At 73.2% G+C, this 23656-nt stretch carries 22 protein-coding genes; 18 read left to right on the top strand and 4 right to left on the bottom strand.

Translation table 11 applies throughout. The annotated features are described in order from the left end of the window. The first annotated feature begins 49 nt into the window (after positions 1–49). From RM844_RS26990 to RM844_RS27000, 3 genes are all read left to right on the top strand, one after another. Positions 50–796, top strand: coding sequence for an HAD family hydrolase (locus RM844_RS26990; RefSeq protein ID WP_311670012.1), 747 nt, complete (start codon positions 50–52; stop codon positions 794–796). A 90-nt stretch (positions 797–886) separates the two neighbouring features. After that, on the top strand, positions 887–2473 hold the full coding sequence (locus tag RM844_RS26995; RefSeq protein WP_311670013.1) for an ABC transporter substrate-binding protein: 1587 nt from the start codon (positions 887–889) through the stop codon (positions 2471–2473). Between the two features lie 43 nt (positions 2474–2516). After that, on the top strand, positions 2517–4730 hold the full coding sequence (locus RM844_RS27000) for a hypothetical protein (protein ID WP_311670014.1): 2214 nt from the start codon (positions 2517–2519) through the stop codon (positions 4728–4730). A gap of 22 nt (positions 4731–4752) precedes the next feature. On the opposite strand, the gene RM844_RS27005 is transcribed toward RM844_RS27000, so the two are convergent. Further along, positions 4753–5421, bottom strand: a complete 669-nt coding sequence (locus RM844_RS27005) for a response regulator transcription factor (protein WP_311670015.1) — start codon at positions 5419–5421, stop codon at positions 4753–4755. 70 nt (positions 5422–5491) lie between these two features. Then, a complete protein-coding gene (locus tag RM844_RS27010) occupies positions 5492–6508 on the bottom strand; it encodes a RecB family exonuclease (protein WP_311670016.1) in 1017 nt (338 codons plus the stop codon). A 125-nt stretch (positions 6509–6633) separates the two neighbouring features. On the opposite strand from RM844_RS27010, the gene RM844_RS27015 reads away from it, so the two are divergent. From RM844_RS27015 to RM844_RS27025, 3 genes are all read left to right on the top strand, one after another. Further along, positions 6634–7875, top strand: coding sequence for a site-2 protease family protein (locus tag RM844_RS27015; protein WP_311670017.1), 1242 nt, complete (start codon positions 6634–6636; stop codon positions 7873–7875). A gap of 64 nt (positions 7876–7939) precedes the next feature. Beyond that, positions 7940–8854 (top strand): tRNA (adenine-N1)-methyltransferase, encoded by a 915-nt coding sequence (locus RM844_RS27020; RefSeq protein WP_311670018.1) that lies wholly within the window; start codon positions 7940–7942, stop codon positions 8852–8854. Positions 8855–9067: 213 nt separating this feature from the next. Then, complete coding sequence (locus RM844_RS27025) at positions 9068–9643, top strand: hypothetical protein (RefSeq protein WP_311670019.1); 576 nt, start codon at positions 9068–9070, stop codon at positions 9641–9643. A 24-nt stretch (positions 9644–9667) separates the two neighbouring features. Here RM844_RS27025 and RM844_RS27030 read toward each other — a convergent pair whose 3' ends face one another. After that, entirely contained in the window at positions 9668–9985 is a 318-nt protein-coding gene (locus tag RM844_RS27030; protein WP_311670020.1) for a ferredoxin, read from the bottom strand. A 237-nt stretch (positions 9986–10222) separates the two neighbouring features. Between RM844_RS27030 and arc the strand changes: the two genes are divergently transcribed. The 5 genes from arc (at position 10223) to prcA (ending at position 15857) form a co-directional block, all read left to right on the top strand. After that, entirely contained in the window at positions 10223–12007 is a 1785-nt protein-coding gene (gene arc / locus RM844_RS27035; protein ID WP_394814607.1) for a proteasome ATPase, read from the top strand. A gap of 181 nt (positions 12008–12188) precedes the next feature. Continuing rightward, the gene (dop, locus tag RM844_RS27040) at positions 12189–13700 is read left to right on the top strand and encodes a depupylase/deamidase Dop (protein ID WP_311670021.1); all 1512 of its coding nucleotides are present in this window, start codon (positions 12189–12191) and stop codon (positions 13698–13700) included. Positions 13701–13822: 122 nt separating this feature from the next. Continuing rightward, a complete protein-coding gene (locus tag RM844_RS27045) occupies positions 13823–14041 on the top strand; it encodes a ubiquitin-like protein Pup (RefSeq protein ID WP_311670022.1) in 219 nt (72 codons plus the stop codon). 138 nt (positions 14042–14179) lie between these two features. Next, entirely contained in the window at positions 14180–15022 is an 843-nt protein-coding gene (prcB, locus tag RM844_RS27050; RefSeq protein WP_311670023.1) for a proteasome subunit beta, read from the top strand. Between the two features lie 55 nt (positions 15023–15077). Continuing rightward, positions 15078–15857 carry a proteasome subunit alpha gene (prcA, locus tag RM844_RS27055; RefSeq protein WP_311670024.1) on the top strand — a complete coding sequence of 260 codons (780 nt, stop codon included), beginning with the start codon at positions 15078–15080 and terminating at the stop codon, positions 15855–15857. 51 nt (positions 15858–15908) lie between these two features. Here the strand turns inward: prcA and RM844_RS27060 are convergent, their stop codons facing one another. Then, positions 15909–16916, bottom strand: a complete 1008-nt coding sequence (locus tag RM844_RS27060) for a LacI family DNA-binding transcriptional regulator (RefSeq protein ID WP_311670025.1) — start codon at positions 16914–16916, stop codon at positions 15909–15911. A 112-nt stretch (positions 16917–17028) separates the two neighbouring features. Here RM844_RS27060 and RM844_RS27065 point away from each other — a divergent pair, with 112 nt between their 5' ends. From RM844_RS27065 to RM844_RS27095, 7 genes are all read left to right on the top strand, one after another. Next, the gene (locus RM844_RS27065; protein WP_311670026.1) at positions 17029–18291 is read left to right on the top strand and encodes an MFS transporter; all 1263 of its coding nucleotides are present in this window, start codon (positions 17029–17031) and stop codon (positions 18289–18291) included. Positions 18292–18300: 9 nt separating this feature from the next. Continuing rightward, positions 18301–19662 (top strand): Pup--protein ligase, encoded by a 1362-nt coding sequence (gene pafA / locus RM844_RS27070; protein WP_311670027.1) that lies wholly within the window; start codon positions 18301–18303, stop codon positions 19660–19662. 84 nt (positions 19663–19746) lie between these two features. Further along, a complete protein-coding gene (locus tag RM844_RS27075; protein WP_311670028.1) occupies positions 19747–20736 on the top strand; it encodes an FKBP-type peptidyl-prolyl cis-trans isomerase in 990 nt (329 codons plus the stop codon). 74 nt (positions 20737–20810) lie between these two features. Then, entirely contained in the window at positions 20811–21182 is a 372-nt protein-coding gene (locus RM844_RS27080; RefSeq protein WP_311670029.1) for an FKBP-type peptidyl-prolyl cis-trans isomerase, read from the top strand. Between the two features lie 173 nt (positions 21183–21355). Next, entirely contained in the window at positions 21356–22309 is a 954-nt protein-coding gene (locus RM844_RS27085; RefSeq protein ID WP_311670030.1) for a helix-turn-helix transcriptional regulator, read from the top strand. Between the two features lie 63 nt (positions 22310–22372). Beyond that, the gene (locus RM844_RS27090) at positions 22373–23341 is read left to right on the top strand and encodes a helix-turn-helix transcriptional regulator (protein WP_311670031.1); all 969 of its coding nucleotides are present in this window, start codon (positions 22373–22375) and stop codon (positions 23339–23341) included. Positions 23342–23343: 2 nt separating this feature from the next. Then, a complete protein-coding gene (locus RM844_RS27095; RefSeq protein ID WP_311670032.1) occupies positions 23344–23583 on the top strand; it encodes a hypothetical protein in 240 nt (79 codons plus the stop codon). Positions 23584–23656 lie beyond the last annotated feature (73 nt).

A 23656-nucleotide genomic window follows, 5' to 3' on the forward strand; every position in this document is an offset into this window, starting at 1 on the left:
GGTCGCCCTCCCGGGCGGCCGGCCAGTTCGCTCCCCACGGAGGTTGCGGATGACGAGTTCCACCCCCGCCCTGGACACCCGGCCGGCCCCCGGGGCTCCGCAGGCGGTGCTGCTGGACATGGACGGCACCCTGGTCGACACCGAGGACTTCTGGTGGGACGCCGAGGTCGAGGTCTTCGGCGCCCTGGGCCACGTGCTGGACGAGGCGCACCGCGAGGTCGTGGTGGGCGGCCCGATGACCCGCTCCGCCGGCTACCTGATCGAGGTCACCGGCGCCGACATCACCCTGGACGAGGTCCGCGACCTGCTCAACACGGCCTTCCTGCGCCGGCTGGAGCGTGGCGTGCCGCTGATGCCGGGCGCCCGCCGACTGCTCACCGAGCTGGCCGCCCACCGGGTGCCCACCGCCCTGGTCTCCGCCTCGCACCGCGAGGTGATCGACCGGATACTGCGCTCGTTGGGCGCCGAGTTCTTCGCCACCACCGTCGCCGGCGACGAGCTGCCCCGCACCAAGCCGCACCCGGACCCCTACCTCGCCGCCGCCCGCCGGCTGGGCGCCGAGCCCGCCCGCTGCGTGGCCGTCGAGGACACCGCGACCGGCGTCGCCGCCGCCGAGGCGGCCGGCTGCCGGGTGGTGGCGGTGCCCTCCGTGGCGCCCATCGCGCCGGCGGCCGGCCGCACCGTCGTCGCCTCGCTGGCCGAGGTCGATCTGGACTTCCTGCGGCGGGTGGTCGCCGGCCCCGCCGCCGGGGCCGGCACCACGACGCCGGACGACGCGCTGGCCGAGAACCACTGACGACCGGGAACCACTGACGACCGAAGCCACCAGGGCGACACCGCCGGCGGGGTACCGGCCCGGCCCGGCAACGACGGGAGGAGCGAGCGGATGCGGACCCACCGGACGAGACGACGCCGAATCCTGGCCCCCGCCCTGGTCACCCTCCTGCTGGCCGGCTGCGGCCTGACCGGCGGCGGGGACGGCGGCGGCCGGATCACCGTGGGCATGACCGACGAGGTGCTCTCCGTCGATCCGGCCTCCGGCTACGACCCGGGCTCCTGGCTGGTCTTCAGCAACGTCTTCCAGTCCCTGCTCAGCTTCCCGCCCGGCGGCACCGAGCCCCGCCCCGAGGCCGCCGAGGAGTGCGGCTTCACCGACCGGGCCAGCCAGCGCTACACCTGCACCCTCAGGGACGGCCTCACCTTCAGCAACGGCAACGACCTGACCTCGTGGGACGTCGCCTTCTCGCTGGAACGGACGCTGCGCATCGACGACCCCGACGGGCCGGCCGTGCTGCTGGCCAGCATCGACGAGATCGAGACGCCCGACGACCGGACGGTGATCTTCCACCTCGACCAGCCGGACGCCACCTTCCCGCAGAAGATCGCCTCCGGCGCCGGCTCCATCGTCGACCACCGCGAGTACCCGCCCGACCGGCTGCGCACCGACGGCGAGGCGGTCGGCTCCGGCCGCTACACGCTGGCCGACTACCAGGCCGACGAGGCCGTCTTCGAGACCAACGGGAGCTACCGGGGGCCGGCCGAGGCCCGCAACACCGGTGTCACCCTGCGGCTCTTCCACGGCGACCAGCAGGCCCTGGCGGACGCGGTGGACGGCGGCGAGGTGGACATCGCCTACCGGGGGCTGGCGGCCGGCGACATCGCCGCCCTGCACTCCGCCGACCGCAGCGGCGCCGGCGAGCTGAAGGTGGTGGACGGCACCAGCGCCGAGGCCCAGTACCTGGTCTTCAACCTCGCCGACCCGGTCACCGGCAACCCGGCCGTCCGGCGCGCGGTCGCCCAGCTCATCGACCGCGAGGCGCTGGTCCGCGACGTCTACCAGCGGACCGTCGAGCCGCTCTACTCGGTGGTGCCGGCCGGTATCACCGCCCACAACACCGCCTTCTTCGACCGCTACGGCGGCAGCCCCGACCCGGCGGCCGCGGCCGCCACGCTGCGCGCGGCCGGCATCACCGAGCCCGTCGAGCTGACCCTGTGGGTCACGCCGGCCCGCTTCGGCCCGGACACCGTCGCCGCCTTCGAGCACCTCGCCGGCCAGCTGAGCGCCAGCGGGCGGTTCCGCGCCTCGGTGCGCGAGGTGCCGGCGGACGAGTTCGCCCGGGGCGTCGCGGACGGCGCCTACGGTGCCTTCGTCCGGGGCTGGGTGCCCGACTTCCCCGACCCGGAGAACTTCACCGACCCGTTCTTCGGGCCGGACAACGTCCTGGCCAACGGCTACGACGCGGGCCGGATCGCCGACGAGCTGCTGCCGGCCACCCGCCGGGCCGCCGACCGGGCCGAGACGGTGGCCGACTTCGGTACCGTCCAGGACATCGTGGCCGAGGAGTTGCCACTGATCCCGATCTGGCAGGGCCGGCAGTACGCGGTGGCCAGGGAGGACGTCAACGGGCTCCAGTGGACCCTGGACCCGTCCACCGTCTTCCGTTTCTGGGAGCTGGAGCGGGCCGGCTCATGACCCGGCCGCCGGGCGCGACCCGGCCCGACAGGGGGAGGACCCGATGGAACGGCACGCCGGGCGCAACCGGTTCAGCGGCCGCGCGCACACCGTGGTGCAGGCCGCCCACATCCACGGCGGGATCCACCTGCCCGGCCGGGCCCGCGGCCCAGGCGCCGAGCGGGCCAGGCGATTAGCCGGGACGGTGGCCGGCGCGGACACGCTGGCCGAGGCGGTGCGCGGCGAATGGTCCCAGGCCGCCCGCGACCGGGGCCTGTATCCGACCGTCGAGGTGCGCTGGAGCTGGCAGCGCCGCCCACACCCGGAACCGGCCGAGGCTCCCTTCCCGGCCCTGCCCGACCTGCCGGCTGGCCCCGACCCGGTGGCTGGCCCCGACCCGGCGGCGCCCGCCGTGCCGCCGGCCCGGACGGCCGGCGGCGGCCTCGGCGACCTGCTGCGGGCCTACCGGCGGCAGCGCTCCGGCCGGCTCGTCGTGCTCGGCGCCGCCGGCGGCGGCAAGTCGGCCGCCGCGATCCTCACCCTGCTCGGCGCGCTGCGGCACCGCCAGCGGCTCACCGACGACGCCGCCCGCCTCGCCTTCCCGGTGCCGGTGCTGCTCCCCGTCACCAGCTGGGAGCCCGACCGGCAGCACCTGACCGACTGGCTGGTCGGCCAGCTGGAGTCCCGCTACCCGTTCCTGCGCCGCCGCGCCCACGGGCCCGAACTGGCCGCCCGGCTGGTCGCCGAGGGCCGGATCGCCCTCTTCCTGGACGGTTTCGACGAGTTGGCGCCCGCCCTGGGCGACGCGGCGCTGGCCGCCATCGACCGGTCCGCGACCTACCGGGTGGTGCTCTTCTCCCGGCCCGAACGGTTCGCCGAGGTCGGCACCGGCCGCCTCCGGGGCGCCGCGGTGCTCTCCCTCGAACCGCTGCGCCCGGCGGACGTCGTCGACTACTACCGGCGCTGCCACGGCCACCCGGCCGGCGAGCCCTGGGCGGAGCTGATCGCCCACCTGACGGACCACCCCACCGGCCCCCTCGCCCGGGCCCTTGACTCGCCGCTGACCCTGACGCTGCTCCACGACGCCTACCCGGACCCGGCCACCCGCGCACTGCTCGCCGACGGGCGACCCGCGGGCCGCGAGGAGGTGCTCGTCACCCTGCTGGGCCGCCTCGTCGACCTCGCCTACCAGCCGGCCCCTGGACCAGCCCGGGTCCGCTACGAACCGGCCGCCGCCCGCCGCTGGTTGGCCTTCCTCGCCGCCGGGATGACCCGGCACGCCGCCTACGAGCTGGACTGGCGGCGCCTGCACTGGTGGGCGCCGCCGCTGCCCAGGATCGCCTTCGTCGCGCTCTGCGGCCTGCTGGTCGGCGGGCTGAGCGGCGCGGTGATCTTCGGGCCCGGCGGATACGTGGCCGTCGGGCACACCGGCGTCCGCTTCGGCGTGGGGTACGGGATGGGACTCGGCGTGCTGTTCGGCCTGCTGGTGGCGACGGTCGCGGAGTTCCGCGACCCCCGCTGGCACCGGCTGCGCCGGTTCCTCACCCGCGGCGGCCCGGCTCGCCGCTCCGACCCGGCGGTCGGCGTGACGACCGCGGTGCTGGTGGGGCTGACGGTCGGCAACCAGACCAGCTACCCGTGGGGGCTGGCCGCCGGCCTCGCCGTCGGCGTGCTGGCCGCCCGGGACGCGGCCCGGGTCCAGCCGGAGCCGGGCCGGACCGCCTGGTCCCGGGCCAGAGCCGGCCTCGCGCGGCTGGCGCCGCGCGCCGGGGCCGCGGCCGGCGTGGTCGTCGGCCTGGCCTACGGGACCACCAAGCACGCCGTCTACGGCCTGTCCGCCGGGCTGACCGGCGCCTTGGTGATCGGCGTCCTGGTCGGCGCCGTCCGCCCGGCCGCCGGCACCGACCAGGACGCCGACCCGGGTGCCGCCTGGGCTCGCGAACTGCGGCACACCGTGCTCTTCGGGGTGCTCGCCGGGCTGCTCGTCGGACTGGTCTTCGGCTACGGCAACTCCCGGGCCGCCGGCTGGGGCGCCGGGCTGGTCGCCGCCCTCGGCCACGCGGTGCCCATCGGGCTGGCCAGCGCCGTGGCCGTCTCCGACACCGTGCGCACCACGCTGGCGCTGCTCCAGCTCTGCCCCCGGCTCCCGGTGCGCGGCATCCGCTTCCTCCGGGACGCGCACGCCAGGGGCGTGTTGCGGGCGGACGGGACCAGCTACCAGTTCCGGCACGCCAGGCTCCAGGACCAGCTCGCCGCCGAACACGACCCGGCTCGCTGAGACCAGGCTCGGCCCGGCCGGGTCAGTTGCCCGGCCGGACCAGCCCGCTCTCGTAGGCGAAGACCGCCGCCTGCACCCGGTCCCGCAGCTCCAACTTGGTGAGCACATGGCCCACATGGGTCTTCACCGTGGTCTCGCTGACGAACAGCTCGGCGGCGATCTCGGCGTTGGACAGGCCACGGGCCACCAGCTTGAGCACCTCGACCTCCCGCTCGGTGAGCGTGCCGAGCGCGTCCGGCACCGGCTCCTCGCCGGACGGCAGCTTCGAGGCGTACATGTCCAGCAGGCGGCGGGTGACGCTGGGCGCCAGCATCGCCTCGCCGTTGGCCACCACCCGGATCGCCTGCACCAGCTCGCCCGCCGGCGCGTCCTTCAACAGGAAGCCGCTGGCCCCCGCGCGCAGCGCCTCCACCACGTACTCGTCCAGATCGAAGGTGGTCAGCACCAGCACCTTCACCGGCCCGTCCTTGGCCGGCCCGGTGATCTGCCGCGTCGACTCCACCCCGTCCATCCGCGGCATCCGGATGTCCATCAGCACCACGTCCGGTTGCAGGGCGCGCACCTGCTCCAACGCCTGGAGACCGTCGCCCGCCTCACCCACCACGGTCAGGTCGGGCTCCGCCTCCAGGATCATCCGGAATCCGGTGCGCAGGAGCGGCTGGTCGTCCACGAGCAGTACCCGGATCGGCATGCGGTCGCCCTTCGGTCGGGGGGACGGCCGCGCCGGGGCGCGACCGCCGGGATCCACCGGCCATTCTGGCTCACCCGGCCGCGCCACCGGCGGCCGGGCGCTCCGCGTCCGCCGACTCCCGTCCGCCGCCGGCCTGCTCGGGCAGCGGCAGCGGGACCGGCAGCGGATAGGGCGGGGGAGTGCCACCGAACTCCGGGCACCGTGACTGGTGGTCACACCAGGAGCAGAGCCGGCCGCGCCGCGGCCGCCAGTCGCCCGAGTCGGTCGCCCGGGAGATGGCGTCCCACAGGGCCAGCACCTTCCGCTCGACGGCCAGCAGCTCCGCCTCCTCGGGATCGTGGCTGAGCACCTCGCCGCTGCCCAGGTAGACCAGCTGGAGCCGGCGTGGCACCACCCCGCGCAGCCGCCACAACACCAGCGCGTAGAACTTCATCTGGAAGAGCGCGCCGCCCGCGTACGCCTCGGGCGGCGCCTTGCCCGTCTTGTAGTCGACGATCCGGATCTCGCCGCCGGGCGCCACGTCCACCCGGTCGATCACCCCGCGCAGCCGGAGCCCGGCCGGCAGCGTCGTCTCCACGAACAGCTCGCGCTCCGCCGGCTCCAGCCGCGTCGGGTCCTCCAACGCGAACCACCGCTCCACCAGCCGCTCGGCCTCGGCCAGGAACGCGGCCAACCGCTCCTCGTCCAACGGCGGCCCGGCCGCCCCCGCGGCCGGCGCGCCCGACCCCGCACCGTCCCCGACCGCGTCCCCCGCCTTCTCCCCCTCCCCATCCCCGTCCCCGACCTCGCCGGGCTCGGCCGCCGGCCGCACGCCGAACAGCTGCGCCAGCTCGGGCCGTTTGGCCAACAGCCGCCGCCACTCCGGCGCCACCAGGGCCCGGGCCCGCGGCACACTCCGCTCGCCCGCCGGCGCGTCGAACAGCCGCTCAAGCACCGCGTGCACCACGGTGCCCCGGGTCGCCGCCTCGTTGGGCCGCTCGGGCAGTTTGTCGATCACCCGGAAGCGGTACAGCAGGGGGCACTGCTGGAAGTCGGCGGCCCTGGAAGGGGACAGCGAACGCGGCGGTGCGGCGGTGCGGCGAGTCATGGAGCGAACCCTAAGGCGCGGCACTGACAGAAAAGCCCATACCATCGACTTCACGGGCCGGGCGCGGGACGATCGACCGCGACGCGACCGTGACGCGCGCAGTCGCGAGGCGACGAGGGGAACAGGTGGGAGACACCACGACCGACCGGTCATCCGACGCGGACGAGCGGGAGCGGCCCGAGGACGCCCGGCGCCCCAGGGGCGGCATCCTGATGGGCCGGGTGCAGGGCGTGCCCATCTACGTGGCGCCCAGCTGGTTCCTGGTCGCCGCCCTGATCACCTGGTTCTTCGGCCACCAACTCGGCCGCGCGCTGCCCGAGCTGGGCGCCGTCCGCTACCTGGTGGCGCTCTTCTTCGCCGTCGCCCTCTACGGCTCCGTGCTGATCCACGAGTTGGCGCACACCTACGCCGCCCGCCGCTTCGGCCTGCCGGTGCGCCGCATCCAACTCCAGTTCTTCGGTGGCGTGTCGGAGATCGAGGGCGAGTCCCCGACCCCCGCCCGCGACCTCGTGGTGGTCGGCTCGGGGCCGCTGCTCTCGCTCGTGCTGGCCGGCCTCTTCGGGCTGGGCATGTTCCTGGTCGAGCCCGGCACGGTGCCCGGCGTGCTGGTCGCCGGCCTGATGTTCTCCAACCTGATCGTCGGCGTCTTCAACCTGCTGCCGGGACTGCCCCTGGACGGCGGCCGGATGCTGCGCGCGGTGGTCTGGTGGCTGACCGGCAGCCCCATGCGCGGCACCGTGGTCGCCGCCTGGACCGGCCGGGCGCTGGCCCTCGCGGTGCTGATCGGCCTGCCGCTCGCCACCCACCTCGGCCCGCTCGGCGAGCGCGACTCCTTCGCCGCCGGCCCCGGCTCGCTGGTCGACGCGCTGCTGGCCGCCGTGCTGGCCGCGATGATCTGGACCGGCGCCGGCCAGAGCCTGCGCACCGCCCGGCTGCGCGCCTACGTGCCCTCGCTCAGCGTGCGGGCCCTCACCCGCCGGGCCGCGCCCGTCGCCGCCGAGACGCCGCTCTCCGAGGCGCTGCGCCGGGCCAACGACGTCGGCGCCACCGCGCTGGTGGTGGTGGACGGCGAGGGCAACCCGGTCGCCCTGGTGCGCGAGGCCGGCATCGCCGAGGTGCCCGAGCACCGGCGGCCCTGGGTCCCGGTCAGCGGCCTCGCCCGGGAGCTGACCGAGGGGCTGCGGATACCGGTGGGGCTGGTCGGCGAGGACCTGCTGGAGCACCTGCGCACCACCCCGGCCACCGAGTACCTGGTGGTGGAGGAGAACGACACCGTCTTCGGGGTGCTCGCCACCCGGGACGTGGACGAGGCGTTCAAGGCCGCGGTGGCCGGCAGCGCCGCCCCCGCCGGGCCGGCCGCGGACTGACCGGCCGGTGCCGGCCGCCGGCTCGATTACGGGCCGGGACCACCCCTGGTCTAGGCTGGCCGCCATGTCCGAACCGACCGGTGCCGCCCGCCGTCGCGGGCCCTTCGAGGTCGGGGACCAGGTACAGCTGACCGACCCCAAGGGCCGCCACTACACCTTCACGCTCGAAGCGGGCAAGAGCTTCCACACCCACAAGGGTGCCTTCCCCCACGACGAGCTGATCGGCGCTCCCGAGGGGACGGTGGTCCGCACCACGGGCAGCGTCGCCTATCTGGCGCTGCGCCCACTGCTCCCCGACTACGTCCTGTCCATGCCCCGCGGCGCCGCCGTGGTCTACCCCAAGGACGCGGGGCAGATCCTGGCCATGGCCGACATCTTCCCCGGCGCCCGGGTGGTGGAGGCCGGCGTCGGCTCGGGGTCGCTCTCCGCGTTCCTGCTGCGGGCCATCGGTGACCAGGGCATGCTGCACTCCTACGAGCGGCGCGCCGACTTCGCCGAGATCGCCAGGGAGAACGTCACCCGCTACTTCGGCAGCCCGCACCCCGCCTGGCAGTTGACGGTCGGTGACCTCCAGGACCACCTCTCGGACACCGAGGTGGACCGGGTGATCCTGGACATGCTCGCCCCCTGGGAGTGCCTGGACGCGGTCGCCAAGGCCCTGGTCCCCGGCGGCATCCTCTGCGCCTACGTGGCCACCACCACCCAGCTGGCGCGCACCGTGGAGACCATCCGCGAGCACGGCAACTTCAACGAGCCGAGCGCCTGGGAGACCATGGTCCGCACCTGGCACGTGGAGGGGCTCGCGGTCCGCCCGGACCACCGGATGATCGGGCACACCGGCTTCCTGCTCACCGCCCGCCGGCTGGCCGACGGGGTCACCCCGCCGCTGCGCCGCCGCCGGCCGGCCCCCGGCGCCTACGGCTCCGACTACACCGGCCCCGGCGCCGGCTCGGGCTCGGGCTCCGCGGCCAGCGGCTGAACTCCCGGGCCGCGCGGGAGGCTTGACGCCGGGCACGGCGCGCGCGGCAGCCACGGCGGGGGCGGGGAAACCGGCCCCCGCCGTTCCCCGCCGGTGTGAGATATGGCACGATGCGGGTCTGCCAGCCAGCGTCCCCTCGCCTCGCGCCGACGACGCCCCGCGGCCCCCGCCGCGGCGTGCCGTGGCGCCCCACGCCTCCCGGAGATCCCCAGCGTGCAGCAATCGGCAGTGCCCCAGGGCACCGAGACCGACGGCCTTCCGCACTCCCACGCCCGCCCCCGCCACTGGCTGGTCACCGCCCTCGGGGTGGCCGCGGTGACCGGCGCCGCGGCCCTGGTCCAGCCCACCGGGGCGGGCGCCACCTCGGGTCCGGTGGAGACCGCGGGCCCGGACGCCACCACCGCCGACTACCCGCTGGACTGCGGCCCGTTCGAGGTGCTGGTCACCGACCAGGCCGAGGTGGACGTGGACGCCGACGGGCAGGGTGAGACGGTGGCCGTGGTCCGCTGCGACGCGGGCTCGGGGTCACCCCCTAACGGCATGTACCTGCTCACCCACGCCGAGGCCACCGAGGCGCCGCCCGAGGTGTCCGCCACCCTGGTCGACCCGGGCGAGGGCATGACGGTCGACGGGCTGCGCGCCGAGGGGGCCGGCTTCTCCGCCCGGCTCGTCGGCTACTCTGCGGCCGACATCCCCCGCTGCTGCCCCGACCTGCGGCGGGACGTCAGCTGGGGGTGGGTCGACGGCCGGCTGGAGCTGACCGCGGACCGGGCCCCCAACGACGTCTGATTGCCGCCCGGCGCGCCGACGACCTCAGTCGGCGTCCGGGCCCAGCACCTCGGTCCCGTCCGCCACCCGCCGCACGTGGATGCACGCCCCCGGGCAGTCCTTCACCGAGTCGGACACCTCGCGCAGCAGCGGCAGCGGCACCGGGGCGGCGGCCCCCGGAGTGGTGTACAGCTCGGCCTCCTCGCCGGGCCCGACCGGCGGCTTGACGTAGGCCAGCCCGTCGATGTCCAACTCGAACACCTCGGGCGCGTACTGGGCGCAGATCCCGTCCCCGGTGCAGAGGTCCTGGTCGATCCAGACCTCCAGCTCGTCGGTCCCCAGCGTTTCGTTCCGCGTGGTCATCTCGGCTGTCGCTCCTTGTCGGCTCCTCGTGGGCGATGCAGCAAAGGAAGCTGTCCCCGACGGGTGTTGACCGCCATCGACGATACAACCGGTCGCTTCTGGACGGCGTCCGGTGGGTATCCCCCTGGCGTGAGGGAGTGCGCAAGGGTGAAGATCGGACACGCCCCGACCGTCTTTGTGATCTAGGGGTTTCGAACTGCACCGGTCCAGGTAGGGTCTGGAAGCGTCCAGCTCCCCTTGGAGGAGGTGAGGACCGTGGTATCCCAGAACGACGACAGCAACCGCGGCATCCGGTCCGGGCGAGGTTCCGACGACCCGACCCGCCAGATCGCCGACCTTGAGCAGGAGATCACCGTCCTGCGCCGCAAGCTGGCCGACTCGCCGCGGCACACTCGGATTCTCGAAGAGCGGATCGTCGAGCTCCAGACGAATCTCGCCGGTGTCTCCGCGCAGAACGAGCGGCTCGCGGGCACCCTCAGGGAGGCCCGCGACCAGATCGTCGCACTCAAGGAAGAAGTAGACCGACTCGCGCAGCCGCCCTCCGGCTTCGGGGTCTTCCTCGCCGCCAACGAGGACGGCACGGCCGACATCTTCACCGGCGGCCGCAAGCTCCGGGTCAACGTGAGCCCCGGCCTTGAGCTGGCCGAGCTGCGCCGCGGCCAGGAGGTCATGCTCAACGAGGCGCTCAACATCGTGGCCGCGATGGAGTTCGAGAACGCGGGCGACATCGTCACCCTCAAGGAGGTTCTTGAGGACGGCGAGCGGGCCCTCGTGGTCGGGCACACGGACGAGGAGCGGGTGGTCAAGCTCGCCGAGCCGCTGATGGCCGCCACCCTGCGGGCCGGGGACGCGCTGCTCCTGGACTCGCGCTCCGGCTACGTCTTCGAGGTGGTCCCCAAGAGCGAGGTCGAGGAGCTGGTCCTCGAAGAGGTCCCGGACATCGACTACACCAGGATCGGCGGGCTCGGCGGCCAGATCGAGCTGATCAGGGACGCGGTCGAGCTGCCCTACCTCTACCCGGACCTGTTCCGGGAGCACGAGCTGCGCCCGCCCAAGGGCGTCCTGCTCTACGGCCCGCCCGGCTGCGGCAAGACCCTGATCGCCAAGGCGGTCGCCAACTCCCTGGCCAAGAAGGTCGCGGAGGTGACGGGCAAGCCCGCGGGGAAGAGCTTCTTCCTCAACATCAAGGGCCCCGAGCTGCTCAACAAGTACGTGGGCGAGACCGAGCGGCACATCCGCCTGGTCTTCCAACGCGCCCGGGAGAAGGCCAGCGAGGGCACCCCCGTCATCGTCTTCTTCGACGAGATGGACTCCCTCTTCCGCACCCGCGGCTCCGGCGTCAGCTCGGACGTGGAGAACACCATCGTCCCCCAGCTGCTCTCCGAGATCGACGGCGTGGAGGGGCTGGAGAACGTCATCGTGATCGGCGCCTCCAACCGGGAGGACATGATCGACCCGGCCATCCTGCGCCCCGGCCGGCTGGACGTGAAGATCAAGATCGAGCGCCCGGACGCCGAGGCCGCCGGGGACATCTTCTCCAAGTACCTCACGCCGCGCCTGCCGCTGCACGACGACGACCTCAGCGAGCACTCGGGCAACGCGGAGGCCGCCATCGACGCCATGATCCAGACGGTCGTGGAGCAGATGTACGCGGAGAGCGAGGAGAACCGCTTCCTGGAGGTCACCTACGCCAACGGTGACAAGGAGGTCCTGTACTTCAAGGACTTCAACTCCGGCGCCATGATCCAGAACATCGTGGACCGGGCCAAGAAGATGGCCATCAAGGACTTCCTGGACCTCCAGCAGAAGGGCATCCGGGTCTCGCACCTGATCGCCGCCTGTGTGGACGAGTTCAAGGAGAACGAGGACCTGCCCAACACCACCAACCCCGACGACTGGGCGCGGATCTCCGGCAAGAAGGGCGAGCGGATCGTCTTCATCCGCACCCTGGTCACCGGCAAGCAGGGTGGCGACACCGGCCGCTCCATCGACACGGTGGCCAACACCGGCCAGTACCTGTAGGGCCGCACCAGCGGCAACGGACGTCCGGCCGCGGGACACGCGAGGCGTGGCCCGCGGCCGGACGTGTCTTCCCCGACCGTCCATAAGGAAACTCGCGGTGATCTCCTCAGCGCTCCCCGTGTCGCCTAGGCTGCTAGCAGCGACCGGGGCCGGAGGGCCGCCGTGAGGCAAGGAGGGCCGCATGACCGTACGGCGAGTGATGGGCATCGAGACCGAGTACGGCGTCTCCGTCCCTGGCCACCCCAACGCCAACGCCATGCTCAGCTCCTCCCAGGTGGTCAACGCCTACGCGGCGGCGATGCACCGCGCCAGAAGGGCCCGTTGGGACTTCGAGGAGGAGAACCCACTCCGCGACGCCCGCGGCTTCGACCTGGCCAGGGACAACGCGGACGCCAGCCAGCTCACCGACGAGGACATCGGCCTCGCCAACGTGATCCTCACCAACGGTGCCCGGCTCTACGTCGACCACGCCCACCCGGAGTACAGCGCCCCCGAGACGACCAATCCACTGGACGCCGTCCGCTGGGACAAGGCGGGGGAGCGGATCATGGCGGAGGCCGCCCGGCGCGCCGGCGAGGTGCCGGGTGCCCAGCCGATCCTGCTCTACAAGAACAACACGGACAACAAGGGCGCCTCCTACGGCACCCACGAGAACTACCTGATGAAGCGGGAGACGCCGTTCTCCGAGATCGTCCGGCACCTGACCCCGTTCTTCGTCTCCCGGCAGGTGGTCTGCGGCGCCGGCCGGGTGGGGCTCGGGCAGGAGGGCGGGGAGCACGGCTTCCAGCTGAGCCAGCGGGCCGACTACTTCGAGGTCGAGGTGGGGCTTGAGACCACCCTCAAGCGCCCCATCATCAACACCAGGGACGAGCCGCACGCGGACGCCGAGCGGTACCGCCGGCTGCACGTGATCATCGGCGACGCCAACCTGTCGGAGATCTCCACCTACCTCAAGCTGGGCACCACGGCGCTGGTCCTGTCCATGATCGAGGACGGCTTCATCGCCGTGGACCTCGCCGTCGACCAGCCGGTTCGCACCCTGCACCGGGTCAGCCACGACCCGTCGCTGCGGGAGCTGGTGACGCTGCGCAGCGGCCGCCGGCTCACCGCGGTGCAGCTCCAGATGGAGTACTTCGAGCTGGCCCGCAAGTACGTGGAGGAGCGCTGGGGCGCGGACGCGGACGAGCAGACCGTGGATGTGCTGACCCGCTGGGAGGACGTGCTGACCCGGCTGGAGAGCGACCCGATGAGCCTGGCCAACGAGCTGGACTGGGTCGCCAAGCGGGAGCTGCTTGAGGGCTACCGCCGCCGGGACGGCCTGGACTGGGAGGCGGCCAGGTTGCACCTGGTTGATCTCCAGTACTCGGACATCCGGCCGGACAAGGGCCTGTACAACCGGCTGGTCGCGCGCGGGCGGATGCGGACCCTGCTGGACGAGGACGAGGTGGCCGCCGCCCGCCGGGAGCCGCCGGAGGACACCAGGGCGTACTTCAGGGGCCGTTGCCTGGAGCGCTACGCGGACCACGTGGCCGCGGCCTCCTGGGACTCGGTGATCTTCGACCTGCCGGGCCGGGACTCCCTCCAACGGGTGCCGACGATGGACCCGCTGCGCGGCACCAGGGAGCACGTCGAGGGGCTGCTGGAGCGCTCCGGCACCGCGGAGGATCTGGTCCGGGCGCTCTCCGGCGGCTGAATCGTCGCAGATCAGGGAATGATCAGAGGGACCCGTGGAGCCAGCCGCTCCAGGGGCCGATGTCAGCCCCGGCTAGTAGGGTCTGATCTTGTCACGTCACAGCCGAGCATGGGGTGAGGGAGATGGCGACCAAGGACACCGGCGGCGGCCAGCAGCGGGCGTCGCGTACCGAAGCCGAGACCGAGGAGCAGACGCAGGACGCCCAGTCCGCGGAGGACCTCAAGGAGCGTCAGGAGGCCCTGACGGACGACGTGGACTCGGTGTTGGACGAGATCGACGAGGTGTTGGAGTCCAACGCGGAGGACTTCGTGCGCAGCTTCGTACAGAAGGGCGGCCAGTAGGCCGGGGGCTGGCAGGTATCGCTTCCGACGCATGTGGATCATGTCCATGTGACGGGTAGGGTCCGTGACGTACGCTGCCCCTGCCCGGCCCCGCTGGCCCGGAGCAGCGGACCGTTTCGCCTACCTGGAAGGAAACCTGTGGCAGCCAACTCCCACGATCAGGGGCGACTCCCGGCGGCCTTCCTGCGGCCGGGGTCGTCCTCCTTTCTGGACTTCCTCAGCGAGCACGCGCCCGAGCGCCTGCCCGGCCGGGTCGGGCCGCCCATCGAGGGCCCGGTCGAGGCGGTGCACGGCACGACCATCGTGGCCGCCAGCTTCGCCGGCGGCGTGATCCTCGCCGGCGACCGCCGCGCCACCATGGGCAACGTCATCGCCACCAAGGACATGGAGAAGGTCTTCCCGGCCGACGAGTACTCGGCCGTGGGCATCGCCGGCACGGCCGGTATCGCGGTCGAGCTGGTCAAGCTCTTCCAGCTGGAGCTGGAGCACTTCGAGAAGGTCGAGGGCGAGGTGCTCTCGCTGGAGGGCAAGGCCAACCGCCTGGCCACCATGATCCGGGGCAACCTGGGCATGGCCATGCAGGGCCTGGCGGTCGTCCCGCTGTTCGCCGGCTACGACCTGGAGCGCGGGCGCGGCCGGATCTTCTCGTACGACGTCGCGGGCGGCCGGACGGAGGAGACGGGCTTCGCCTCGGTGGGGTCGGGATCGGTCTTCGCCCGTGGCTCGTTGAAGAAGCTGCACCGGACGGACCTGACGGAGGACCAGGTCGTCACGGTCGTCGTCCAGGCCCTCTACGACGCCGCCGACGACGACTCGGCGACCGGCGGGCCCGATCTCGTACGCCGGATCTATCCCATCGTCATGGTGATCACCGAGGACGGCATCCGCCGCCTGACCGAGGACGAGGTGTCCGCGGTCGCCAGGGCCGTGTACGACGGTCGTCTCCAGCGGCCCGACGGGCCGCAGGCGCCCGCCGTCTAGCCCCGCGGTGCCGACCATTCCGCTGTGACCGACCAGACCTGAAGGGACAACTCCGGTGTCCACGCCGTTCTATGTCTCACCCCAGCAGGCCATGGCCGATCGCGCCGAGTACGCCCGCAAGGGCATCGCGCGCGGCCGGAGCCTGGTGGTTCTCCAGTACGCCGACGGCATCGTGTTCGTCGCCGAGAACCCCTCGCGGGCGTTGCACAAGGTGAGCGAGATCTACGACCGGATCGCGTTCGCCGCGACCGGCAAGTACAACGAGTACGAGAGCCTGCGCATCGGCGGCACCCGCTACGCGGACCTGCGCGGCTACACCTACGACCGGCAGGACGTGACGGCCCGCGGTCTGGCGAACCTCTACGCCCAGACACTGGGCACCATCTTCTCCGCCACGGTGGAGAAGCCCTACGAGGTCGAGTTGCTCGTCGCCGAGGTCGGGGCCACCCCGGCCGAGGACGAGATCTACCGGCTGCCGCACGACGGTTCGATCATCGACGAGCACGGTTCGGTCGCGGTCGGTGGCAACTCCGACCAGATCGGCAGCTATCTCAAGCAGCGGCACCGGGACGACATGAGTCTGGGCGAGGCGCTGCGGCTGGCCGTGGCCTCCCTCGCCCGGGAGAGCGGCGGCGCCGAGCGGGAGTTGACCAGCGATCAGCTGGAGGTCGCGGTCCTCGACCGCAAGCGGCCGCAACAGCGCAAGTTCAAGCGGGTGTTGCAGCCCCAGCTCGGCCGGCTGCTGGCGAGCGAGGAGTCGGCCGCGGCCACCGGTGACGCCGCGGACGGGCCCTCCGACGACCCCTCCGACGAGGCGTCCGACGACAAGAAGTAGCCGCCCGCCCGGCGGATCCGGCGGCGCCGCCCGGCCGACCCTCGCACAGGGTCAGCCGGGCGGCGCCGCCGTGCTGCCGCGCGGGACCAGCCGCACCGGCAGCACGGCGTCCCCCGGCTCACGCCCCTCCCACACCGCCAGCAGGGCTCGTGTGCCGGCCGCGCCCAGTTCCTCGGCCGGCAGGCTGACCGTGGTCAGCTCCGGCTCCACCGTCGTCGCCAGGGCCAGGTCGTCGAAGCCGGTCACCGAGACGTCCTCCGGCACCCGCAGCCCCAGCCGCCGCACCGCCTTGCAGGCCCCGGCGGCCAGCACGTCGTCGTCGCAGACCAGCGCGGTCGGCCGGGGTCTCGCCGCCAGGGCCCGTTCGGCGGCCAGCAGCCCGCCGCGCACGGTCAGCGGCGCCCGCTCGGTGCGGGCCGGCGGCGCGCCCGCCGCCGCGAGCCGCTCGGCGAGGGCACCGGCCCGCACCGCGAAGGTCCAGGAGTCGACGTCGGCCGCGACGTGGGTGATCGCGCGGTGCCCGAGCCCCAGCAGGTGCGCGGCCACCAGCCGCATGCCGGCGGCGATGTCCGGGTTCACGGTGGCCGCCGCCGGCGCCCGGCCCGGCTCGCTGTCCAGCATCACCAGCGGCAGGCCGGCGTCGCTGAGCGCGGCCAGCGCCTCGGCCGCCATCGAGGAGGCCAGCACCCCGTCGAGGGTGGCGCTCGCCGAGGCGAACGGGTCGGGCGCCGGGCCGATGCCCTCGGGCGACGGGTAGAGCACCAGGCCCAGGTCGCGTTCCGCCGCCACCCGGGCGGCGCCGGCGTACACCCGGCCGAAGAAGTCGCCGGTGAGCGCCGGCACCACCACCAGCGCGGTGCGCGCCCGGCCGAGCCGCAGGCTGCGGGCGGCCAGATTCGGCCGGTACCCCAGCTCCCGGGCGGCGGCCCGGACCGACTCGGCCCTGGCCGGGGAGACCCGGCCGTGCCAGCGGTCCCGCAGCACCAGCGAGACGGTGGCCTGCGAGACCCCGGCGGCCTCCGCCACGTCGCGACTGGTCGGGGGGCGGGCCTGGGCCATGGGACTCCCTGGGGCGAAGGGCGGCACGAAGGGCCGGTTCTCGGTCTTCCGAATCGGCCCATGGTACGTAGAATCAACGACGTTATACGTAGTACTAGCGAAGGGTGAACACATGGCCACCGGATATGGCGAGCTGCTCCGCGCCCCCCACGTGCTGCGGCTGCTGACCGGCACCCTGGTCGGTCGACTGCCGCACGGCACCGCCCCGTTGGCCATCGTGCTCTTCACCCGTGCCGAGGGCGGCGGCTACACCCTGGCCGGCGCCCTGGCCGCCACCCACGGCCTGGCCACCGCCGTCGGCCAGCCGCTGCTCGGTCGGCTGGTCGACCTGCGCGGCCAGCCCCGGGTGATGTTCCCGGCCGCCCTGGTCTCCGCGCTGGCCATGGCGGCGCTGGCGGTGCTCGGCACCGGGTCGGTTCCGCTGGCCGCCGCCCTGGTGCTGCTGGCCGGGCTCACCACCCCGCCGCTGGAGGGCGCGCTGCGCGCCCTGTGGTCCGGCGTGCTGGGCACCGGCGAGCGGCTCCGCCGGGCCTACGCGCTGGACGCGGTGGCCCAGGAAGTCATGTTCGCCGGCGGTCCGTTGCTGGTGATGCTGCTGGTGGCCGCCTGGTCCGAGGCCGCGGCGCTGCTGGTGATCAACGTGGTCGGCCTGCTCGGCGCGGTCTCCCTGCTGGTCTCCGCCCCCTCCCGGGAGTGGCGCGCCGAGCCGCGGGACGCGCACTGGCTGGGGGCGCTGCGCTCCGGCGGGCTGCTCGCGCTGCTCGGCTGCTTCCTGTGCGTCGGGATGGCGCTCGGCGCGATCTCGGTCGCCTCGGTCGCCTACGCGGACGCCGGGGGCGAGGAGTTGATCGCCAGCTACCTGCTCTCCGCGCTCGGCGTCGGCGCCCTGGTGGGCGGGCTGACCTACGGGGCCAGGCCCTGGTCCGGGGCGCCGGAGCCCCGGCTGCTGCTGCTGGTGGTGGCGCTGGCCGTCGGCTACCTGCCGCTCGCCCTGACGCCCGCGTCGGTGCCCCTGATGACGCTGCTCGCCGGGCTCAGCGGCGTGTTCCTGGCACCGACCCTGGCCTGCGCCTTCGTGGTGATCGACCGGCACGCGCCGCGCGGTACGGTCACCGAGGCGTTCTCCTGGCTGGTGACCACCTTCGGGGTCGGCACGGCGATCGGCACCGCCGCCGTCGGCCCGGTCATCGAGTGGGGCGACGCGTCCCTCGGCTTCCTGGTCGCCGGTGTCGCGGGCTGGCTCGCGGTGCTGGTGCTGCTCGGCACCCGGGGCGTTCTCGCAGTTCCCGGCGGTGTCGCCAACCCGCAGCTGGAATCGCGAAATGATCGAAACGCCGTGCTCGAACCCGGTTTCAAAAGCGGGCATCAGGCGTAATGTTCACTCATGGATCGCCGCATTTTCGGGCTGGAGAACGAGTACGGCGTCACCTGTACGTTCCGTGGCCAGCGACGGCTGTCCCCGGACGAGGTGGCGCGTTACCTCTTCCGCCGGGTCGTGTCATGGGGCCGCAGCAGCAACGTCTTTCTGCGCAACGGTGCCCGGCTGTACCTGGACGTCGGTTCGCACCCGGAGTACGCCACCCCGGAGTGTGACAACGTCACCGAACTGATCACGCACGACAAGGCAGGCGAGCGCATTCTCGAGGGCCTGCTGGTGGACGCCGAGCGGCGGCTGCACGAGGAGGGCATCGCCGGCGACGTCTACCTCTTCAAGAACAACACCGACTCCGCCGGCAACTCCTACGGCTGCCACGAGAACTACCTCGTCGCCCGGCACGGGGAGTTCTCCCGGCTGGCGGACGTGCTGATCCCGTTCCTCGTCACCCGGCAGCTGATCTGCGGGGCCGGGAAGGTCCTCCAGACGCCCAGGGGCGCGGTCTTCTGCGTCAGCCAGCGCGCCGAGCACATCTGGGAGGGGGTCAGCTCGGCGACCACCCGCTCCCGGCCGATCATCAACACCAGGGACGAGCCGCACGCGGACGCCGAGCGGTACCGCCGGCTGCACGTGATCGTCGGCGACTCGAACATGTCCGAGACCACGATGCTGCTCAAGGTCGGCGCCACCGACCTGGTGCTGCGGATGATCGAGGCCGGCACGGTGATGCGCGACCTCACCCTGGAGAACCCGATCCGCGCCATCCGCGAGGTCAGCCACGACACCACGGGGCAGCGCAAGGTCCGCCTGGCCACCGGCCGGGAGGCGTCCGCGCTGGACATCCAGCAGGAGTACTACGACAAGGCGCTGGACTTCTGCGAGCGCCGCGGGATGCGCTCCGGGCTGACCGAGCGGGTGCTGGAGCTGTGGGGCCGGACGCTGGACGCGATCCGCGCCGAGGAGCTGGACAAGATCAACACCGAGATCGACTGGGTCATGAAGTACCAGCTGATCGAGCGGTACCGGGCGAAGCACAACCTGACCATGTCGCACCCCAGGGTCGCCCAGATAGACCTCGCCTACCACGACATCCACCGCCGCCGTGGCCTGTACTACCTGCTGGAGCGGCGGGGGCAGGCGGAACGGATCTGCAACGACCTCAAGATCTTCCAGGGCAAGTCCGTGCCCCCGCAGACCACCAGGGCCAGGCTGCGCGGGGACTTCATCCGCCGCGCGCAGGAGCAGCGGCGGGATTTCACGGTGGACTGGGTGCATCTCAAGCTCAACGACCAGGCCCAGCGGACGGTGCTCTGCAAGGACCCGTTCCGCTCGGTGGACGAGCGCGTGGAGAAGCTGATCGCCGGCATGTGAGCGATTCCGGAGCGAGTCGGAGGCCGTAGGGTGGGCGGGACCAGCGGGGTCCCGCCCCGGCCGTTCCTACCGCGAGTTGGACTCATGATCCCCACACAACGAGCGCACCGCATCGTCGCGGCGCTGGCCGTTCCGGCCTTCCTCCTCATCGCAGCCTGTGGCTCCGAGGAGAGCGGCGGCGACAGCGGCGGCCCGGTCGCGACCGTCTCGGGCAAGCCGGGCGAGCAGCCCGAGATCGAGATCAAGGAGGACGCCTCGGTCTCCGAGGAGACCGTGGTCGAGGTGCTCAGGGAGGGCGACGGCGCCGAGATCGCCGAGGGCGACTACCTGCGGATGGATGTCGTCGCCCAGACCGTGGAGGGCGAGTCCCAGCTGGTCAACACCTGGCAGACGGCGCAGGGCGAGCCCATCGAGGCGACCGAGGACGGCGCGAAGCCGCAGGTCATCGCCCAGGCCAACGTCGAGTCCGCGCTGCCGCAGACGGTCACCGAGCCGCTGGTCGGGCAGCAGGTGGGCAGTCGGATCAAGATCGAGGGGCGGGCCGTCGAGCTGCTCGGCCCGGCCGCCCAGCAGGCCGGCCTGACCGACGACGACGGCGTGGTCTGGGTCTTCGACATCGTGGCCAGCGCCAGCGTGGACGCCGCGGGCGGCGTGGAGGGCGAGCAGGCGGCCACCGAGGACGGCCTGCCGTCGGTGGAGATGACCGACGAGGGCCCGCAGGTCACCATCCCCGAGGGCGAGGACCCGCCGGCCGAGCTGCGGGAGCAGCTGCTGGTCGAGGGGGACGGCCCCGAGGTGACCAACGGGCAGGCGCTGGTCGTCCAGTACACGGGCGTGACCTGGGCCGACGGCGAGGTCTTCGACTCCTCGTGGCAGCGGGACGCGGCCTCGGCCTTCCAGATCGGCACCGGCTCCGTGGTGCCCGGCTGGGACCAGGGCCTGGTGGGCAAGCAGGTCGGCGACCGGGTCCTGCTGGTGCTGCCGCCGGACATGGCCTACGGCGACACGGAGAACGGCGGCATCCCGGCCGGTTCCACGCTGGTCTTCGTGGTTGACATTATTGGTGCCGCCTGAGGGCGCGGACAGCCCTTCGGTACCTGGCGTCAACCTATGGCGCTTTGAGTGATCCTTCGTAGGAGTGGTTTTCAGTGAACAGCGAGAAGCCCGAGGTCGACTTCCCGGGAGGCGAGCCGCCGGCCGACCTGGAGATCAAGGACCTCTGGGAGGGCGAGGGGTTCGTCGCCGAGGCAGGGGCGCAGGTCTCCGTCCACTACGTGGGCGTGGCGTTCAGCACCGGCGAGGAGTTCGACGCCAGCTGGAACCGCGGTAAGCCGCTCACCTTCCAGCTCGGTGCCGGCCAGGTCATCCCCGGCTGGGACCGCGGGGTCCAGGGGATGCGGGTCGGCGGCCGCCGGCAGCTGATCATCCCGCCGCACCTGGCCTACGGGGACGCGGGAGCGGGCGGGCGCATCAAGCCGGGGGAGACCCTGATCTTCGTCTGTGACCTGGTCTCGGTCTGATCCGGGCAAGCGGTACCGTGGGCCCATCCCCGTCGCGGGGGTGGGCCCACGCCCGTCTCGCCGAACACCTCCGGCCCGAGGGGCTGTTGGCTGTCGCCGTGGCGAGCGGGTGGCAGGTGTCGCGAGCGGTCGCCGACGGTGGCCGGGACGGAACGGAAAGGGGTGGCGGGGCGATGGCCATCGCCAAGGCCGAGCGGCTGATGAACCTGGCCCTGTGCCTGCTGAACACCGGCCGTCCGCTGAGCAAGCGCGAGCTGCGCACCTCGATCGAGGCGTATCTGGAGGTCACCTCGGAGGACGCGTTCAACCGCACCTTCGAGCGGGACAAGGACGACCTGCGCGAGTTGGGCATGGTGATCGAGACGGTGGAGAGCCTGGACGGCGAGGTGGGCTATCTCGCCCGCCGGGACCGTAACCAGCTTCCCCCGGTGGCCCTGGACGCGGCCGAGGCGGCGGCGCTCGGGCTGGTCGCCAAGGTCTGGCAGCAGGCCAGGCTGGCCGGCGCGGCCAGCGGCGCGCTGCAGAAGCTGCGGGCCGCCGGCGTCCCCATGGCGGAGGCCGACCAGGACCGCTACAGCGCCCTGGAGCCGCGGGTGCCGGCCGGGGAGGCGGCGTTCGAGCCGCTGATGATCGCCTGCCGGGACCGGCGGGTGGTCACCTTCGACTACCGCAAGTCCAACGCCGCCAGTCCCGTCGCCCGGCAGGTCGAGCCGTGGGCGCTGGAGTGCTGGCACGGCAACTGGTACCTCTCCGGCTGGGACCGGGAGCGGCGGGCCCAGCGGGTCTTCCGGCTCTCCCGGATCGTGGGCCGGGTGCGTTCCCGGGCCGGCGAGTTCACCGCCGAGGTGCCGGACCAGATCGCGGTGCGCGAGGCCGTCGCCCGGTTCGCCGGGGAGCACGCCACCGCGCAGGCCAGGATCAGGCTGCGGGCCGGCGCCGGCTATCCGCTGCGGGCCCGGGCCACCCGGTTCATCAGCCGCGGCGTGGAGTGGGACGAGCTGGAGATCCCCTACGGCCACGGCCTGGACGCCTGGTTGGCCGAGTTCGGCCCCGACGTGCTGGTGCTGGAGCCGGCCGAGCTGCGGGCCGACGTGCTCGACCGGCTGCGCGCGGTCGCCAAGGGCTGAGCCGGGCGACGGGACCGGATCGGGCGAGGAACGGACAGGACGGGCAGGAGGGGGCAGGACGACATGGCGACCACCGCCATAGACCGCACCAGGCGGCTGCTGTCGCTGGTGACCTATCTCAGGGAGCGGCCGGGTGCCAGGGTCGACGAGGTGGCGCGCGCCTTCGGCGTCACCCAGGACGAGCTGATCTCCGACCTGAGCGTGCTGCCGATGTGCGGCACCAGCTTCCGGGGCGGCGATCTGCTGGACATCGACACCGACGGTGAGCACATCTGGTGGTACAACGCGGCGGCCACCGGCTCCACCACCGGCCAGCCGCTGCGGCTGGCCGCCGACGAGGCGACCGCGCTGCTGGTCGCGGCGCGCGCCGTGGCCACCATGCCGGGGCTGCGGGACGGCGACCGGGACGCGCTGCTGCGGCTCACCGCCAAGCTGGAGGCGGCGGCCGGGGAGAGCGCCAGGGCCAGCTCGCGGGTCTCGGTCACCTTCGAGTCGGAGGGCGGGGTGTTCGCCGAGGTGGACCGGGCCATCGCCGAGCGGCGGCGGCTGCGCATCCGCTACTACTCGCCGGGCCGGGACGAGCTGACCGACCGGGAGATCGACCCGATTCGGCTGTTCGCCGTCGGCCACACCTACGTCGAGGCGTGGTGCCGCCGCACCGAGGCGCGGCGCACCTTCCGGCTGGACCGGGTCGCCAGCATCGAGCTGCTGGACACGCCGGCCGACCCGCCGCCCGTCGAGCCCCGCGACCTGAGCGAGGGCCTGGTCCAGCCGGCGCCGACCGACCCCGAGGTGGTCATCGAGGTCGGCCCCGGCGGCCGGTGGGTCGCCGAGTACTACGCGCACGACACGGCCGAGGAACTGCCCGACGGCGGGCTGCGGGTGACGCTGCGCACCCCGGACCCGACCACGCTGCGCCGGCTGGCGCTGCGGCTGGGCGGTGACGGGCGGATCGTCGCGCCGCCGGAGCTGGCGGACAGCGCCAGGGCGGCGGCGCGGGCCGCGCTCCGTGCCTACGAGGAGTTGGGATAGCCGTGTTCTGGCCGATGTCGCAGGTGGCGCTCGCCTTCGCCGGGGTTGCCGTGCTGGGGGTGCTGGCGGTGCGGGTGGGGCTTGAGGTGCGTCGTCTCTCCCGGGCCGTGGGGGAGAGCGCGGAGCGGATCAGCCGTGCCGCGGCCGACCTGGAACGCGCGGCAGGGCCGCTCGCGGCCAGGTCAGGAGGGGTGCGGCGGGAGCTGTCCGGGGATGTCGTCGAGGAGATCCGGCAGGGATAGGGCGACTCCCAACCATTGCTTTGTGTTTACCCCCGCGCGTTAGGATTGCTGATCGTGCGGCATGGTGGACAGA

It is taken from the genome of Streptomyces chisholmiae, from assembly GCF_031845445.1.
Lineage (GTDB): Bacteria > Actinomycetota > Actinomycetes > Streptomycetales > Streptomycetaceae > Streptomyces > Streptomyces chisholmiae.